Source organism: Aliiglaciecola sp. LCG003, from assembly GCF_030316135.1.
Taxonomy (GTDB): domain Bacteria; phylum Pseudomonadota; class Gammaproteobacteria; order Enterobacterales; family Alteromonadaceae; genus Aliiglaciecola.
Map to the genome: position 1 here is coordinate 2,170,596 of NZ_CP128185.1, position 17,634 is coordinate 2,188,229.

The following is a 17,634-nucleotide window of genomic DNA, read 5'->3' on the forward strand; positions in this document are numbered from 1 at the left end:
TTTAGTATGAACACAATAAATAGTCCGATGGTGCTCCTCGATATTTTTGTAGCGCCCTCTACAGTTTTCACGCGTCTTCAATCGATTAAGAAATGGGGTTGGTTAGGGCTATTACTCCTAATCACTATGACGATTTTTAGCACGATATCGTTCTATGGGAACATGTCACCAGATTGGATCATGGAACAGCAGTTGTTGCATGCTGGTGAAATTGCACCTGCAGAGCGAGATGCAACGATTGATATGATGAGTCAGGCAGTTGAGTATTTAGGACTCATAGGAAGCGTTTTATCAACAATCTTTTTAGTGTTTGTTTGTGCCCTGTCGGCAGGGTATTTGATGTTGGTCAGTAAGCTTTCAGCAAACAAAAACAACTACCAATTCGGCGATTGGTTTAGTTTTTCGATTTGGAGTCAAATGCCACTTTTTATAAACCTTTTTGGTTTTATAATCATTTTTTTAACATCATCGACGCCAGACCTTCCTTTGGAGTTGCCAAACTATGCTTCTTTAAATCAGCTTTATCTTGGTCTCGTTCCAGGTGATGTGTTTTTCAATTTCGCAGAGAATATCAATCTTTTTTATCTTTGGTCTATTGGCTTAGTAACATTGGGTCTGATGTATTGCTGTCAATTTTCGATAACAAAAGCGATTTTTTTCTCTTTACTACCATATCTTGTTGTATTCGGGTTGTGGTTCTTATTACTCATATAAAACTGAGGAAAACTAGCTGTGAAAAAACTAACAATATTCATATTCATCTTAGCAGGACTGGTTGCAGTGATTACTGTCAGAAACTCCTTCTCTAATAGCTCTGCGCTGGAGATCAATAGTGAGAGAGTAAAAGAGCAAGTTCTATCTGACAGTATACTAGCCTCTGGGAATCTTATTTTTGATTCTCAGATCGAAATACGCTCAGAGGTAACCGGGATCGTTACAGAATTATCGGTTGAAGAGGGGCAATATATTGATAAAGGTGCTCAGCTATTGCAGTTAGATGCCACTGCTTATATCGCGGACGTTCAAAAGTTTGAGTCAGCGGTTAAAGCCCAGGAAATTGAAATCGAATATGCTGAGGAAATCAGTCGTGATTTGCAAAGGCAACTCGAAACCAAGAGAGAGTTATATAAAAACAATAGTTTAGGGCTTGAGACTTTAAAACAAATAGAAAGTGAACACCGTGTCGCTCGAATTAAAGTAGAAGCCGCTAAGGAAAGTTTGAATCAACAGACTGCTCTGTTAGCTTACGCGCAAGATAGATTGAAAAAAACAACGTTTAGGGCGGCCATGTCCGGTCTAGTTTCGTCCGTAGACGTGAAGACTGGTGAAACTGTAATTGCAAGTACAACTAATATTTTAGGGTCATCCTTAATTACTCTCGCGGATCCAACCACTATTCTCGCAGAGTTACGTATTGACGAAGCAGATAGAGCGAATGTTAAACATGGACAAACCGTAAATATATTTACGGCATCGGACCCGAAGACAGGGGTTGAAGGACGAGTCAAAAGTATTGGCACCTCTGCACGCAGTGAGAATGGTAATAAAGGGCTTTTCTACATCGTTAAAGTAGAGTTAGAAAATCAAGAGCAACTCTTTCCTGGAATGAGTTGTCGCGCAGAAATCGTAACGAGTACATCGAACCCTTCATTGAGCGTGCCAATATCGGCCGTCAGAAAAGAAAATGAAGATTATTTTGTATGGGTTATTGATGACGATACAGTTAAAAAACAAACCGTGACTGTAGGAATGGCGACAGACACTCAACAATCGATCACCTCTGGCTTGCAGTTATTAGATGTTGTTGTGACTGGGCCAAGCCGACTATTTAGTCAATTTAAAGATGGTATTGGCGTCAAGCAAAAAGATAACCACTTATGAAACAATCGATAATAAAATTAAATAGTATTTCTAAACAATATCAGATGGCTGATGAAATATTCTACGCATTAAGAGAAATAGATCTATCAATTAATGAAAATGAATATGTTGCGATAACAGGTCCTTCAGGATCCGGCAAATCGACCCTAATGAATATACTCGGTTGCTTGGACTCAAGTAGCAACGGTAGCTATTGGTTAGATGGTGTAAATACCGCCAATCAAAATGAAACGTTTCTTGCCCAGGTGAGGAACCGATCTATTGGTTTTATTTTTCAAAGTTTTAATCTTTTACCTCGTACTTCAGTTTTGAATAATGTCATACAGCCACTAATCTATCGGCTTATGCCGCAAGAGGAGCGTAAAAACAGAGCAATAAAAGCACTCAAGCAAGTAGGCCTAGTTGACAAGATGAATCATCTACCCAACCAACTTTCCGGGGGCCAACGACAGCGGGTTGCGATAGCAAGAGCCTTAGTTACCGAACCAGCGATTCTACTAGGTGATGAACCAACTGGAAATTTGGACAGCCGCACGACTGCGGAGATTATGCGACTTTTTGATCAGCTCCATGACAAAGGCCATACAATCGTCCTGGTTACACATGAAAAGGAAATTGCGAATCACTGTGAACGGGTAATTCGATTAGTCGATGGCGCTATTGAGTCTGACCATGAAAACCTAAATCGACAGATGGTAACAACTGAGTCAGGAGAATACTTATATGCATAATATGATTAATGTTGGGTATCAAGGCCTAAAAGCAGCAATGCAAGCTATAACGGCGAATGCTATGCGAAGTGTGTTGACAACGCTGGGGATAATTATAGGTGTTACGTCAGTAATCGCAGTAGTAGCCGTCATGAATGGTTTGAGTGCAAATATTAGCAGACAGTTAAACGACTTAGGCAGTGATATGGTCACTCTGAAGGCCTATACCAATGCTAATCAAGAAATGCTGGGATTTACTAATAAGCTAAGTTATGACGATTTCTTAATGCTCAAAGGCAAGGTCAATACAGTTGAAGATATGACAGTTAGTATGAGGGCTTACAGTCTAGGCGCGAGTGTCCAATATGGAAGGCAATCGACACAAACACAGATCGTTGGTACAGATAGTAGTTACCAAAATGTCGTCAGCATTTATCCTGAGGTGGGTCGATTTCTTTCCGAAAGTGACGATTTAAGGCGTCGACGAGTTGCTTTTGTGGGTAGTTCGGTAATCAAAGACCTTCAGTTACCGACCGATCCGACAGGCGAATTCATAAAATTGAGTGGTGATTCATTTAGAATAATAGGTGTAGCTGAAACTTTGGGAAGCCTTCTAGGTTTTGACCAAGATAACTACATTATAGCTCCATTCAGCACCATTCGTTCTCTTAATGGAAGCAAAGCAACTGACAATGTAGAAATTATGTTCAGGCCAAAAGCCGGTATCGATTTAGAGGTCGTTAAACAACAGATGTTACAGATCCTTAGAAACAGACATAAAATCGAAGAGGGAGATGGCGATCATTTTGAGTTTGTTACCGCTGAGAAGACTAAGGAACAATTTGATAGCGTACTTCAGTCAGTAACACTTGTTGCTTCTGGAATCGTCGCGATCAGCTTGTTAGTTGGTGGTATAGGAATAATGAATATTATGTTGGTATCCGTGACGGAGCGAACCAAGGAAATTGGTATCGCAAAAGCGTTAGGAGCCTCATCAAATTTTATACTTTTCCAGTTTCTAATCGAAGCACTAGTTCTATCACTCCTAGGTGGAGTTGTCGGCATTATACTTGGGTATCTGCTGGCAGGATTTATCACGGTTTTCATGCCAGGATCGCCTGATGTCATTATACCATTTTGGGCCATCATGTTGTCTTTTGGTTTTACTACCGCAATCGGCGTATTTTTCGGATTAGCGCCAGCGGTTAAAGCCTCAAAACTAGTGCCTGTCGAAGCACTGCGTTATGAATAACCTTGCCCTATGTTTAAATCTAAGAGGAATGTTGATATGTCAGAGTCACAGTGGTTGTTAAAACCAGAAAAGAAAAAAAATGCTAAATTGAAGCTATTTTGTTTTTCGTATGCTGGAGGCAATGGTTCTACATTTATATCATTGAATGATAGATTACCTGAAGAAGTTGAGTTAAATGTGGTTCAACTACCTGGTCATGGCGCTAGATTTTCTGAAACGTTACACAGCGACATGGATGACTTAGTTGCTGGTATGTTAGTGGAATTCAAGAAGGAATTGAACTGCCCCTACGTTTTATTTGGACATAGTCTTGGTAGTATGATTGCAACAGAACTTATGTATCAATGTCATAAAGCTGGCTTTTCTTTACCGCAGTATTTCATTGCGTCAGGATGTCGTTCTCCAAAGCTAAAAAGCCGCAAAGGTGCTATACATGAATTGCCAGATGAGGCATTTAAATCTGTATTGAAAAAGTTAAACGGCACACCTGATCTCCTGTTAGAAAATCCTGATTTAATGGATCTGTTCTTACCACTTTTGAGAGCAGACTTTAAGTTATCAAATGACTATCAATTTAAGCATGAACACCGGTTTAATTGCAAAGCTTCGATTTTTGGTGGTCAAGATGATATTGACGTGGGACTTGATGATCTTAATGCTTGGCAGCAAATGTTTAGTCTAAAAGCAAAGATTGAACTATTCCCAGGTGACCATTTTTTTATTGAAAGTGTTAAATCTATGGTTTGGGACCAAGTTATAAAACTCATCAATGAATCGCTATTGGAATTAAATAAGTCGAATTTAGGTCGCAATTACGCAGAAGATAAAGGTAGCAAAATACTTTGTTCTGAGTCTAGTGTCGCGGCAAATCGGCCAGATATGGTATATTAAAGATGTATTTTCCTTATCAAGTCTTGGTGGTGAGCTTCAATGCCTATTTCAAATCCAGCTAAAGTAAAGAATGCTACTGATCCTTTTTTGTATATAAAAAAAATCATACCATTCGACCTGATGCAATCTGTTGTTTTCTATCAATGTGATTTTTTTGTACAACATTATCAGCAACATTTATTCTCACTGTATCAAGTCGATTTTCCTTCATCGTTGAAAAATGCCGTACCTAAACGCCAAGCAGAATATTTAGCTGGCCGCTACGCTGCGAAGCAAGTTCTAAAAAATAAAGGGGCTATTTTTACAGGAGTTAAGATAGGTGCTGACAGATCACCTGTATGGCCAAGAGGGATTATTGGCTCTATAAGTCATAATCATTCAACTGCTGTTTGCGCGGCAGCATTTACTAAAGAAGTTCAGTGTTTAGGGATTGATCTAGAGGATTGGATCAGTCCATCAGTAGTAAAGGAGATTAAAAGCGGCGTTGTTAAGCCTGACGAGGAAAAATTATTGCATGCTTCTTCGCTTGGCTTCGATAAAGCATTCACATTAGCATTTTCCGCCAAAGAAAGTTTGTTTAAGGCGCTTTATCCTTTAGTGGGATATTACTTTGATTTTGATGCCGCGCAGTTAATTGAAATTAATGAAAGTGAAAACAAACTTAGTATGACGTTACGCAAAGATTTAACGCCAGATCTTCCGGCAGGTACCTGTTTAAATGGATATTATTGTTGGAATGCCGAGCGAGTATTAACTTTAATAGAAAAAAGTGCGGAGGAATATGAATAAGTTGTAACTCAGGCACTGCTCCGGCGAGTCTTGTTTTATTAATCGAAAGATAAAGTATCCCGCTAATAAATATCGTTTGAAATTACCTCACTAGCTTGTCAAAGGTTTTGTCCTAAAAAACATATACACATGTGACATTTAAGATTGTAAATCATTGATTTTATGTGTTATTAATTTACCAATGTGATATTTCATTTTTTAAAAGCTGTCACATGAATAGATATGATGTGCCACATGAAAGAATGTTTCATTAGATGTTAATTGCTACTATTCGTTGGTGTTAGGAGGATTTTAACGCAACCCCAAATGAGAAAATCACGTTAACTATAAAACAAGATTGCACTAAGTCGGTGAGTTTTTCCCATTTTAAGTAATTCCAAAAATAAGGTGTTCAGTATGACGATGGGAAAGTCACTATTTCGAAGCGAAGCCGTAGAATATCAAAAGCAGACCACATGGGGTGATCTTGTCCTTTATCACCCTTCTTCTCTTTCTATTTTGACTTACTTAATATTATTCGTTGTTTTATTACTCATTATTGTCTTGTGCCTAGGAACATACGAGCAACGCACTGTTGTTGGCGGGTACCTAGTACCGACTGAAGGATTAGTTAAAGTTTATCCGCAAGGCGAGGGGATTATTTCCGAAATCCATATTGCAGATGATGACATAGTCAAAGCTGGCGACAGGTTGATGACGGTCTCGACTGTACGTTCATCCGAAGCGCTCAGCGATATTGATTCTGCTGTTATGGGCCAACTAACACAATCGCAAAGCCATCTAGAAGAAAAAATTTATGCAGAACAGCGGTTGGCGGAAATTGCAAAAAGTCGTTTATCTTCAATAATTACCGGGCTGCAGCACGAAATATTACAATTAGAAACTCAATATGAAACAGCTAACAGTCAGTATCAAGCTGCATTTAAACGAGCGAGTGAAATTAAAAGTCTAATTAATAGCGGCCATGTCTCTGGAAGCCAATACCAAGATCAATATGAAAACTTGCTCGTTCATAAGTTAAGCATGCAAGAAATTGAAGCGATGCTTATAAAACAAAATAACTTATTGAATGATGCAAAGATCCAAGTATCTCAGCTTCCTTTTCTTCTTACCTCTAAACTTGCAGATTTAAAACAATCTATCTCTACAATTAAGCAAAAATACATTGATTTAGATGCTAAGCGAAGTTACACCATATTGGCCCCGACTGCTGGACGTGTTACTGCATTGCAAAAGGAAATCGGTAGGGTACTGTCACCCCAAAAAATGTTGATGGCTATTTTACCGGAAAAAGCGATATTCGAAGCTGACTTATTCGTTCCTACACACTCAATTGGTTTTATCAGAAGTGATCAAAAAGTGAACCTACGCTATAAAGCTTTTCCTTATCAACGGTTTGGTATCTATAGCGGAAAAATTTCCAAAATCACAAATATTATCTTGTCGCCAAATGAAATCAACGGTCCCATGAGTATTCATGAGCCCGTCTATCGCGTCACTGTAAAGTTAGATAGTCAAAGCGTTAATGCGTATGGTAATCAGCTTAAGTTGCAATCTGGAATGCTGCTCGATGCGGATATCATACTGGATGAGCTATCAGTGGTTGACTGGTTGCTTGATCCACTGTTCAGAGTGACAGGTAGATCCTAATGGAAAATCCTATTAGCTATCTGAAAATTGGAAAATTTAATTCAACACCGGTTATTTTTCAATCTGAAGTTGCCGAATGCGGACTCGCATGTCTTGCAATGGTAGCCTCTTTTCATGGTCACCAAATCGATCTAAATACCCTACGAAGAGATTATCCAACCTCTCTCAAGGGTGTTGATCTTAATAGTTTAATGAGTGTCGCCAATAACCTAAATTTTTCGTCAAGAGCATTAAAATTACCTATTGAAAAGCTAAGCCAAATACAAACACCATGCATCCTGCATTGGGACTTAAATCATTTTGTTGTTCTTACAAAAGTGACTAACTCAAAAGTTACCATAATTAATCCAGCAATCGGTAAACAAGTCCTGTCGTTTGAAGAGGTTTCGAATCATTTCACTGGTGTTGCCTTGGAGTTAACACCAAATCTCCGATTTGAAAAGAAACATGAACAGCTCACTATGAAGTTGTCAGATCTGTGGGGCAAGACAAGAGGGATGAAGCGGGTTTTTAGTCAAATCTTGATTTTGTCATTGTTACTACAAGTTTTTACCCTTTTTGCACCTTTCTATATGCAAATGGTGGTCGACAATGTAATTGTTGGGAACGATAAAGATCTTTTAAATCTTTTAGTTATTGGTTTTGGTTTACTTGCAGTCGTTTGCGCGGGGACGGAGCTGTTGCGCTCATACATCATTATGTATTTGGGTAATCAACTCAACATGCAAATTTCATCCAATCTTTTTAGACATTTACTAAATTTACCTGCCGATTTTTTAGAAAAACGACATGTAGGAGATGTTGTATCTCGATTTCAGTCGATAAAAGAGATAAAGAAACTACTAACAACTGGAGCAATTGAAGTTATTGTCGATGGGCTAATGGTGTTTGGAACACTGATTTTGATGTATATTTACAGTCCACTTTTAGCTTCATTAATTCTTGGTATTATTATAATTTACGCGACCATAAAAATGGTGCTATTTCCTAGGTTAAGAGCCTATACAGAAGAGGCTATCATCAGCAGCTCTAAAGAACAGAGTCATTTTTTAGAGACAATTCGAGCGTTTCAATGTGTTAAGTCGTTTGTACGTGAATCACACAGCCATAGGTTATGGTGTAATCGTTATGCATCGGCTATTAATGCCGAAATGAAAGTTAATCGATTTAGGTTTACCAATGATGCGTGTCGCAAATTGGTCTTCACCTTAGGCACTATTATTGTGATCTATTACGCAGCACAACTAATTCTAGAGAGTCTTTTCTCTGTTGGGATGCTATTTGCTTTCTTGGCCTATCAGCTTCAGTTTACAACTAAGGCTTCGGATCTTTTAGATAAAATTGTCGAATATAGGATGCTTGGATTGCATTTGAGTCGGGTCGCAGACATCGTCATGTCCCCTGTAGAAGAAGTCGGGATAAAATGTGATTCACGTGTTCCCATCAAAGGACAGATCGAGCTGAGCGGTCTTAGTTTTCAATACTCAGAAGCTGATCCGTTACTTTTAGATAATCTGTGCTACGCATTTGAAGCCGGAAAAACCACAGCGATTATCGGAGCATCAGGTTGTGGAAAGACAACTTTGATTAAGATATTACTTGGCCTAAAGAATCCAACCAAAGGGCATGTACTTATTGATGGAGTTGATATTCAGAATTTCGGCCTTGCTAATTATAGACAACAAGTTAGCTCAGTCATGCAAGATGACCAGCTTCTAACCGGATCTCTAATAGAGAATATCTGTTTTTTTTCGCCTAATTATGACATGCGACTAATCAAGGAGTGCGCTAATATTGCGCAAATTCATGATGATATTATGGCAATGCCGATGGGTTACAACTCACTGGTAGGCAATATGGGAACCATACTTTCTGGGGGGCAAAAGCAACGAATTCTGCTTGCTAGGGCGTTATATGCTAAGCCGAAGGTACTTTTCCTTGACGAAGCGACAAGTGCGCTAGATTGTAAGTTAGAGTCTAGTGTTACTAAAGCGATTAAACGACTTAATATTACGCGGATCATCATCGCGCACCGACAAGAAACGATCACAGCAGCTGATAGGATCGTTAGGTTGAATACAGGACAATTAGTTTCAACTTTGTGATCCACAAGTATTCCTACATTGCACATTGGTCCGGATGAATAATCGCTTAGCTAAGATTAGACTGCTCATCTGCGTCTGGAGATTTTAAGAGTCAATCTTGCAATCATTTAGGCTTGGTATCAGAACGGTTGGGTTAAAAAACAACCAGCCTGATACATACTTGTACTCAAAAGCCTATTTCAATAGATTAAAACGTGCAAACGCGAAAACTAGTGTGGTATTTTATTTGAATTAAGGCCGCAAGTTATCGGAGCCGATTTTGATAAAAATTTTGTTAGTGGATGATCATGAATTAGTTAGAAAAGGCATCAGCCGAATTCTACAAGATATATCTGACTTTAAAGTGGTGGGTGAAGTAAATAGTGGCGAAGAGGCGATTAAGTTTTGTCGCAACGATCCGCCTAATATAGTATTGATGGACATGAATATGCCGGGCATCGGCGGTTTAGAAGCCACTAAACAAATTATTCATTACGCCCAAGAATCCAAAGTTATCGTTTTATCGGTACATACCGAAAATCCTATTCCAGCCCGGGTGATGCAAATGGGTGCTTATGGTTATTTAACCAAGGGAACTGATCCTCATGAGATGATCATTGCAATCCGTAAGGTTGCCGCTGGTCAGCGTTATATCGCCCCAGACATTGCCCAACAAATCGCAATCGGGCAGCTAAATTTAGAAGATTGCAGTCCTTTTGAACAACTTTCTAAACGAGAGCTTGAAATCACTATTATGTTGACTAGAGGGGCTAGGGTACCTGACATTGCCAATAAACTGAATATTAGCGCTAAGACTGTGAATACCTATAGGTACCGCATGTTTGAAAAATTAAATGTAGGTTCTGATGTAGAGCTAACTCATTTAGCATTGCGCCATAATTTAATTGATAGCAATCAACTTTAACGACTTGGCGTAATGTAGTTGTTCTGATGGATAATACTGACCCATTTGATTCTGAAAATTTTTTAAAAAATTTAACACCTAAGCCGGGCGTATACCGGATGTACAATAGCAACCAAGATGTAATCTATGTTGGTAAAGCTAAAAATTTAAAAAAACGTGTTAGTAGTTATTTCCGCAAAAATCTCGACAGTATAAAAACTCGCGCACTGGTCAAACAGATAGCTAACATTGAAGTCACTGTGGTCAATAGTGAGACTGAAGCCTTTATACTTGAAAACAATTTCATCAAAAAATATAAACCTCGTTACAATGTTTTATTAAGAGATGACAAATCTTATCCTTTTATTTTTCTGTCTGAGCATCAACACCCCAGACTAGCATTGCATCGCGGGACGAAAAAACTCAAAGGGGATTACTTTGGGCCCTATCCAAGCGCCTGGGCTGTCCGTGAAAGCCTGCGGACCATGCAAAAGCTATTTCCTATCCGTCAATGTGAAGACAGTTACTACCGAGCCAGAAGCCGACCGTGTCTGCAATTCCAGCTAAAACGATGCGCAGGGCCTTGTGTTGAAGGCTTGGTTAGCGATGAAGAATATAACGAACAAATACGCTTAGCTAAATTATTTCTGCGCGGCAAAAATAGCCAAGTGATTGAATCTTTAGTAAGTAAGATGGAACACGCCAGTGAACAGTTGCGCTTTGAGGCTGCTGGACGTTATCGTGACCAAATCAGCGCTTTGAGTAAAGTACAAGAGCAGCAGTGGGTCAGTGGCAATCAGGAAGAAATGGACGTATTTGGCTTTGTCTATCGCAATGGTATAGCCAGTATCCAAGGGATGTTTATCCGCGATAACAAACTATTAGGCAGTAAAAGTTTCTTTCCAAAAGTGCCCGCACAAGCCGGAACCGACGAAATACTGCAATCTTTCGTTTTACAGTTTTATTTAGCTGGCAATAAAACCATTCCGAAACAAATTGTTTTGCCGAGCAAGTTGCAAGAGCAAGAGGCCATCGAACAACTCCTAAGCCAAGAGGCTGGGCGGAAAATTCAATTTTTCAGTGGCGCTAGAGAAGAAAAAAAACGTTATTTACACTTGGCAAATACCAATGCCGAAAATGCATTGGAAGCAAAACAAAACCAACAAAAATCTGTTTTCGCCCGTTACGTAGAGCTAGAAAAAATATTAGATTCAGAGCAACCCATACAACGTATGGAGTGTTTCGACATCAGTCATACTTCAGGGCAACAAACCGTTGCGTCTTGTGTGGTGTTTAATCGCGACGGCCCCTATAAAACCGATTATAGGCGTTATAATATTGAAGGCATTACGCCAGGTGATGATTACGCGGCAATGGCGCAGGCGTTAGAACGCCGTTACAAAGCCAGCAGTGATGAATCAAAAATCCCTGATATTTTATTTATCGATGGTGGTAAAGGTCAGTTAGCTCAAGCAGAAAATCATTTCGATAATTGGAAATTAAATAAAAAGCCCTTACTAATTGGGGTAGCCAAAGGCACCAGCCGTCGACCTGGTCTTGAAACCCTCATACTTGGTGGGAATCATGATACTATACCTATGTCTGCAGATTCTCCGGCGCTGCACCTAATTCAGCATATTCGCGATGAGGCTCACCGCTTTGCCATTGCAGGCCACAGGCAACGCAGACAAAAAGAAAAACGCACTTCAAAACTCGAATCCGTACCTGGAGTAGGGGCTAAACGTCGTCAAAGCCTACTCAAATATATGGGAGGCATGCAGGGAGTTTTGCAGGCAAGTCGTGATGAGTTAGCCAAAGTACCTGGTATTAGCCAAGACATGGCTGACACTATATATGAGCATATTCATGGGTAATGAGTACCCCGTAACTAAAACACTAATCATAAAGGCAACTAAGAAGTATGTGGACGATTCCAAACATTATTACCATGCTACGGGTAGTATTAATTCCAGTTTTTGTGGTGGTTTATTTCCTCGATTGGGAATGGGCAAGACAGGCTGGAGCTTTTATTTTTTGGTTGGCGGCTATCACCGACTGGTTTGACGGGTATTTAGCCAGAAAACTGGAACAAACAACCGAATTTGGTGCCTTCCTCGACCCAGTAGCGGATAAACTGATCGTTGCCGCAGCATTGCTGATGATTACCCACAGTTACGATACAGTTTGGATTACCATTCCAGCAATACTACTGATGTCTCGGGAAATTTACGTTTCGGCACTGCGTGAGTGGATGGGGCAAAAAGGTAAAAGTGACATAGTGTCAGTTTCGTTTATCGGCAAAGCCAAGACGATGGCACAGATGTTGGCGCTGATTGGCTTATTGTCTGAATTAGAATATTTTATGGGTTTTCCTATTTACTGGGTCAGCCTTGGTTATATTTTATTGTATTTTGCCGCCTTCTTATCTGCTTGGTCTATGGTGACTTACACCAAAGCGGCCTGGCAAAATCTGTCGAATGGCAATTAAGGTGATTGCAAATTGTGCTGCATTGCTGGAAATTAAAGCGTTTAAGTCAAAATTCCAGCAAACGCACAAAAAACCTCACTTTTGTTGTTGACAGATATGACTTTGACGGTAGAATGCTGCCTCACATTTCGGGAACAACGAAGTGTGAAGAAAAAGCACTAGCTTTAGTATTTAAATGCGGGAATAGCTCAGTTGGTAGAGCACGACCTTGCCAAGGTCGGGGTCGCGAGTTCGAGTCTCGTTTCCCGCTCCAAATACTTTTTAAACGCCTAGGCGTTTAAATGGAGAAGCCAAGAACACTTGGTTAAGTTAGCAACGCTAATCACTCTCCACATTTAGGCGGAATGGCAGAATGGCTATGCAGCGGATTGCAAATCCGTGGATCTCGGTTCGACTCCGGGTTCCGCCTCCACCTCGCGCGAAAGCGCAACCCGATGCCCGGGTGGTGAAATTGGTAGACACAAGGGATTTAAAATCCCTCGTTCGTAAGGACGTGCCGGTTCAAGTCCGGCCCCGGGCACCATTTTATTTAAAATCTCAACTGAGATTTAATCAAGTTTATATTAATCTTAGAACCAACAATATAGACATCAATCTCTGAACAGTCCAATTCCTGATAATCCACCTAAACCAAGAAAGAAACCAAAATCATACCAGCCGCCATCATTGTATATAGCGTAAATTGCCACCTCATCCATAAACAACGAACATAGCCAAGATATTGGGAAAATGCAGCCATGCCATAGGCCATGTAAAAAACCCACTTTTTCCATAGTCGCAGCCTGTACAAAACTAACAGAATCAGCACAACCGGTTATAAGAGTCACGGCAGTCATAACCACTAATAGTTTAAATTTCATTGTATAAATCCCACCTGTTTAAATGAGTGTCTGCTTTTTACTGCTTTCTATAGGTTATACCAGTAGGGGGGAAATTGTTATTAGATTTGCTGAAGGGGGCAATTGAACCATTTGGATAAAACGATACAATGCTATCTATTAAAGCTTACCCCATCTGCTAGGATAGATGCTAGGTATGTAATGAGCAAAACAGGAACTCACTATGCAACCAGATTTTTGGCACCGTCGTTGGGAAAAGAATGAGATAGGCTTCCATTTGAACGAAGCTAATCCGTTATTAGTTAAGTACTATCAACAATTTGGGCTTGACCAACACAAACGTATTTTCCTACCTTTATGTGGAAAAACCAACGATATAGCCTGGCTTTTGTCACACGAATACAAAGTTGTAGGTTGTGAATTAAATGAGTCTGCCATTCAGCAACTTTTTACAAACTTGGGGGTTACGCCTGAAATTTCCAGTGGCAAAAACCATAAGCATTATCATGCCGACGATATCGATATATATGTGTGTGACTTTTTCGAATTGAGCGCTGAAATTATCGGGCCTGTAGATGGGATTTATGATCGGGCGGCTTTAGTAGCCTTACCAGAAGCAATGCGTGTTCGCTATACCAAACATTTAATTGAGGTTACAGCAAACGCAGCGCAATTCTTGTTGTGCTTTGTCTATGATCAAGATTTAGCTGCTGGGCCACCTTTCTCGGTTAACAGCGATGAAGTTAAGCGCCACTATAGTCAATACTATGATATCGAACTAGTTGGCGTAGCTTCTGTTAAAGGTGGTTTGAAAGGTGTCTGTCCGGCTGACGAGAATGTATGGGTTTTACATGCAAACCGTTAAGCCTCTGTAGTGATACAACACTTAATAAAAAGCCAGTGGCATGTGCCACTGGCTTTTTATATTGATTGCAATGCCGTACTTAAGACTAACGCTTACAACGTTGTTACCTACTAGGGAAAACTAATAGTAACGTTATCTAACAATACCTCTTGTGCGTCTACTCCACTAAATTCACCATTAATCTGCAAGCATACACGCTCTATTATGGCTATATCTCCATTAGCATTGTCTTGGGCAGAGAAAGTAAACACATTGGCACCTGAGGATAAGGTTTCTAAGCCACCATAAATTCGAGTATAGTTTGGTGCACCGGTTTGTATATAGCCCTGCACCGTCATACCGCTATCAGCTAGTTGCTGACTAACTGAAAGCGTATATTGCACAGTGCTATTGGTAAAGTCAGTCGCGCTGATTTCCTTTATGTAATTATGACCATTGCTAACGCCATTAGGCAGCATTACAGCGGCTTCATTATCTGGATCATGGCCTACTGTGGCATCTGTACCATAATCTCCCCGCCAGCCCTCTGCGCTGCTCACAAAGTCATACTCAACTATATTACTTGGAGGTACAGTAACGGGTATGGTGATCCTGACACGTTCTAGAAGCACGTTATCAAGCTCTCCTTCAGTGGGTACACCGTTCAATTGGAAGGCGATCCGTTCGATTATTTGCAAATCTGATGCATCATTATCCACCGGATTAAATACAATAGTATTGGTTCCGGCTACGGGTGTTTCAACAGCGGCATAAATACGCGAGTAGTTAGGAGCGCCTGTTTGCACATACGCTTGAACAGTTAAGCCACCATCAACCTGAGCTTGAGTAACGTTAAATTGATATTCGAGGGTGGCATTGGTTAAGTCAGTGGCACTAATTTCCTTAATATAATTTTGTGAGCTCACGCTCCAGTCAGGGATCAGGATTACTGCTAAATTAGCACCATCATAGCCCACCGTTGAAGGGGTTCCGTAATCGCCTCGCCAACCCTCAACATCGTTATAAAAATTGTATTCAATCACTATGGGTTCAAGTTCATCACCTGGAACTAATATCTGTAAATTCAGTAAAGTACTCGTGTATTGCCCTGCTTTAACCTGGATATATAGATTATGTAAAGCCGGATTCAAACTTCCGGTTACTGTGATCTGTCCACTGTATTGGTCAATCGCAAACAACGAATCACCGCTTCCTCCTAAGATTGACCAACTGATTTGCTCATTTGGAGCATGAGGATTGCCGTCGTACGCTATAGAAGACAAAGTTGCAACAGAAGTTCCGACTGCTGTACCTGGTTCAACTTCTAATAATCCAGGGTTAATAATTTGCGGAAGTAGTCCTCGGACATAACCTCGCAACCAAACTAGTGCGGGTTTTTCAGCGCCATTTTCTTGGGCTAAAATAGCTCCTTGATTTTCCCGCCAGTGTCCAGGCAAATAGCCCCAAAGGGTAATTCCCTTAACAGCAGGATGTTCCCAAAATAGCGGGAAAATACGCTGATAATCCAATAATTGAATTAGATCTGTTGCACCATCAATGTCTAATTCAGTGACATACAGATCTAAGCCTGTCTGGGCAGCTAAGCGGTCAAGGTTGTCTTGCATGGCCTGATTTGGACCCGTGGTTGAAAATGCATGGCCTTGAAATCCAACGTCATCGATTAGATTGCGTTGTTGAAGCAAGTCTACCAGCTCGATCATTTTGTCAGTGCGAGTAGCCGTGTTAATTACACTATATTCGTTTATCATCAGCCGAGTACTCGCTGGGAAGATACGCCGTGCCATTTGAAATGAGTTAATTATCCAATCATATTCTGCTGCCTTTAATATAGCGTCTGCATTACTCAAGCCTTGCTGCTCAAAATAACTGATCAGCTCAGTAGTGGTGGCAGGTTGGTAAAGTCTTAATGCATCGATATAACCGGGCCCATTATTTTCACTATCTGGTGGATCATTATCAAATTCATTTACCACCTCAATGAAATCTATTGCAGCATAGCGCTGGTTAATGGCGTTCATCCACTCAAGTATCTCTTCTAGTTGTTCTTGAACGGGAAGGTCGGTTATCCATGCGGGTTGTTGGTTGCCCCAGATCAACACGTGATGCTTATACAAGTAGCCATTGTTTTTAGCTAAATTGTAAGCCTCATCAAGCTCTGTCCAATTGAAGCTATCTCTAACGGGCTCAGCGGAGCCCCATTTTCCAGCGTTTTCAGGTGTCACCTGGTTAAAGTAAGCTTCAAAATTAGGCCGCTGACGACCGCAACACACACCACCAACGAACTTATCTTGGCCGTCCGCCATTGGGGGACCTTCAGGCACAAAAGGAGGAGGAGGGGGTATAACTTGGCCAGGCAGACCATTTTCCAACTCTTCAATGGTAAACAACACGCCTTGTGGCGCAAAGGCAAACTTATCTATATCTAGACCATCTTCTCGACCGCCAAAACGAAATGTTTGTAGCAATTCATTGTCAGGAACCGTATAGATTGGATCACTTAATCGCATCCACTTCCACACCTCGGTGGCGGATGACCCGCCACCTACCACATTTACGCCTGGTTCATAACCCACTTCACCAGGAACGATAAAGCCAGAGATGCTATTTACCGATACCCAACCATTATTTGCACCTAAGGCATCAGGGGCATAAAAGCTATCATCATTTGCTCCATTAGGGCCTACGCGGACTCTGGCATACATTTCATAGCTACCCGCTTGCGGAAAGGTCACATTTAGCTCGATCACTCTGGAATCATCACTTGGAGCATTAGTATCAGTTTCCGATATGGTGACGTAACTAGGATCTCCTTCTATAACGTTAAAAGCGCCACCAAGCATAACCAAAACGCTGGCGTCACCGCCTTCCGCCTGAGCATACACACCGGCATTGGGATTATCTTGTTGCAGGTTGGCAGTAAAAGAAAGACGTTTACGTTGTAACTCGAAATTGAGCTGTACAGAGACGCTTTGGTCAGGCTGGATAGTATCTGCCGACATCTCTAAATACGGCAAGCCCTGTTCAGTGATACCGGTTAAATTTGATAAGGGTATAGTTGCGTCAATGACTATCAAGCGAAGGGGCCCAGCGATAGCGGTTTCACCTTGATTACTAATTTCTACTACAGATATGTATTGACGATTAACACGATCAAATGCTGGGAGGGTAGAACTAACAGTTACATTCTGTTCAACGTTTACCCATTTAGCCAACACAAATGACGGCATTAACAGTATTAGAAAATTCAAATATAGCCAGGTGAGTCTGTTTGTTTTTTGCAT

Annotated in this window: 14 protein-coding genes and 3 tRNA genes; 15 read left to right on the top strand and 2 right to left on the bottom strand. The window is 40.7% G+C overall.

Annotation, left to right across the window (positions count from 1 at the left end; all coding sequences use genetic code 11):
* Positions 1–6 precede the first annotated feature (6 nt).
* The 14 genes from QR722_RS09235 to QR722_RS09300 all read left to right on the top strand — a co-directional run bounded on the left by QR722_RS09235 (position 7) and on the right by QR722_RS09300 (position 13,172).
* Complete coding sequence (locus QR722_RS09235) at positions 7–714, top strand: YIP1 family protein (RefSeq protein WP_286287419.1); 708 nt, start codon at positions 7–9, stop codon at positions 712–714.
* A gap of 18 nt (positions 715–732) precedes the next feature.
* Positions 733–1,881, top strand: coding sequence for an efflux RND transporter periplasmic adaptor subunit (locus QR722_RS09240; RefSeq protein ID WP_286287421.1), 1,149 nt, complete (start codon positions 733–735; stop codon positions 1,879–1,881).
* Entirely contained in the window at positions 1,878–2,612 is a 735-nt protein-coding gene (locus tag QR722_RS09245) for an ABC transporter ATP-binding protein (protein ID WP_286287422.1), read from the top strand. Before QR722_RS09240 ends, QR722_RS09245 begins: the two co-directional genes overlap by 4 nt.
* Entirely contained in the window at positions 2,605–3,843 is a 1,239-nt protein-coding gene (locus QR722_RS09250) for an ABC transporter permease (protein WP_286287425.1), read from the top strand. The genes QR722_RS09245 and QR722_RS09250 overlap by 8 nt, the downstream gene beginning before the upstream one ends.
* Before the next feature lie 36 nt (positions 3,844–3,879).
* Positions 3,880–4,734, top strand: a complete 855-nt coding sequence (locus QR722_RS09255; RefSeq protein ID WP_286287426.1) for a thioesterase II family protein — start codon at positions 3,880–3,882, stop codon at positions 4,732–4,734.
* 39 nt (positions 4,735–4,773) lie between these two features.
* Entirely contained in the window at positions 4,774–5,523 is a 750-nt protein-coding gene (locus tag QR722_RS09260; RefSeq protein WP_286287429.1) for a 4'-phosphopantetheinyl transferase family protein, read from the top strand.
* 396 nt (positions 5,524–5,919) lie between these two features.
* The gene (locus QR722_RS09265) at positions 5,920–7,173 is read left to right on the top strand and encodes an HlyD family secretion protein (protein ID WP_286287432.1); all 1,254 of its coding nucleotides are present in this window, start codon (positions 5,920–5,922) and stop codon (positions 7,171–7,173) included.
* The gene (locus tag QR722_RS09270) at positions 7,173–9,278 is read left to right on the top strand and encodes a peptidase domain-containing ABC transporter (RefSeq protein WP_286287435.1); all 2,106 of its coding nucleotides are present in this window, start codon (positions 7,173–7,175) and stop codon (positions 9,276–9,278) included. The genes QR722_RS09265 and QR722_RS09270 overlap by 1 nt, the downstream gene beginning before the upstream one ends.
* A gap of 259 nt (positions 9,279–9,537) precedes the next feature.
* Positions 9,538–10,182, top strand: coding sequence for a UvrY/SirA/GacA family response regulator transcription factor (gene uvrY / locus QR722_RS09275; RefSeq protein WP_286287437.1), 645 nt, complete (start codon positions 9,538–9,540; stop codon positions 10,180–10,182).
* Positions 10,183–10,208: 26 nt separating this feature from the next.
* Entirely contained in the window at positions 10,209–12,035 is a 1,827-nt protein-coding gene (gene uvrC / locus QR722_RS09280; protein WP_286287439.1) for an excinuclease ABC subunit UvrC, read from the top strand.
* Positions 12,036–12,082: 47 nt separating this feature from the next.
* Positions 12,083–12,649, top strand: coding sequence for a CDP-diacylglycerol--glycerol-3-phosphate 3-phosphatidyltransferase (pgsA, locus tag QR722_RS09285; protein WP_286287442.1), 567 nt, complete (start codon positions 12,083–12,085; stop codon positions 12,647–12,649).
* A gap of 177 nt (positions 12,650–12,826) precedes the next feature.
* Positions 12,827–12,902: transfer RNA gene (locus QR722_RS09290), tRNA-Gly, on the top strand.
* An 85-nt stretch (positions 12,903–12,987) separates the two neighbouring features.
* Positions 12,988–13,061, top strand: a tRNA-Cys gene (locus QR722_RS09295).
* 24 nt (positions 13,062–13,085) lie between these two features.
* Positions 13,086–13,172 (top strand) — tRNA-Leu (locus tag QR722_RS09300).
* Between the two features lie 67 nt (positions 13,173–13,239).
* Here the strand turns inward: QR722_RS09300 and QR722_RS09305 are convergent.
* Positions 13,240–13,509, bottom strand: coding sequence for a hypothetical protein (locus QR722_RS09305; protein ID WP_286287444.1), 270 nt, complete (start codon positions 13,507–13,509; stop codon positions 13,240–13,242).
* Positions 13,510–13,711: 202 nt separating this feature from the next.
* Between QR722_RS09305 and tmpT the strand changes: the two genes are divergently transcribed.
* On the top strand, positions 13,712–14,353 hold the full coding sequence (gene tmpT / locus QR722_RS09310; protein ID WP_286287446.1) for a thiopurine S-methyltransferase: 642 nt from the start codon (positions 13,712–13,714) through the stop codon (positions 14,351–14,353).
* Between the two features lie 110 nt (positions 14,354–14,463).
* Here tmpT and QR722_RS09315 read toward each other — a convergent pair whose 3' ends face one another.
* Entirely contained in the window at positions 14,464–17,634 is a 3,171-nt protein-coding gene (locus QR722_RS09315; RefSeq protein WP_286287448.1) for an endo-1,4-beta-xylanase, read from the bottom strand.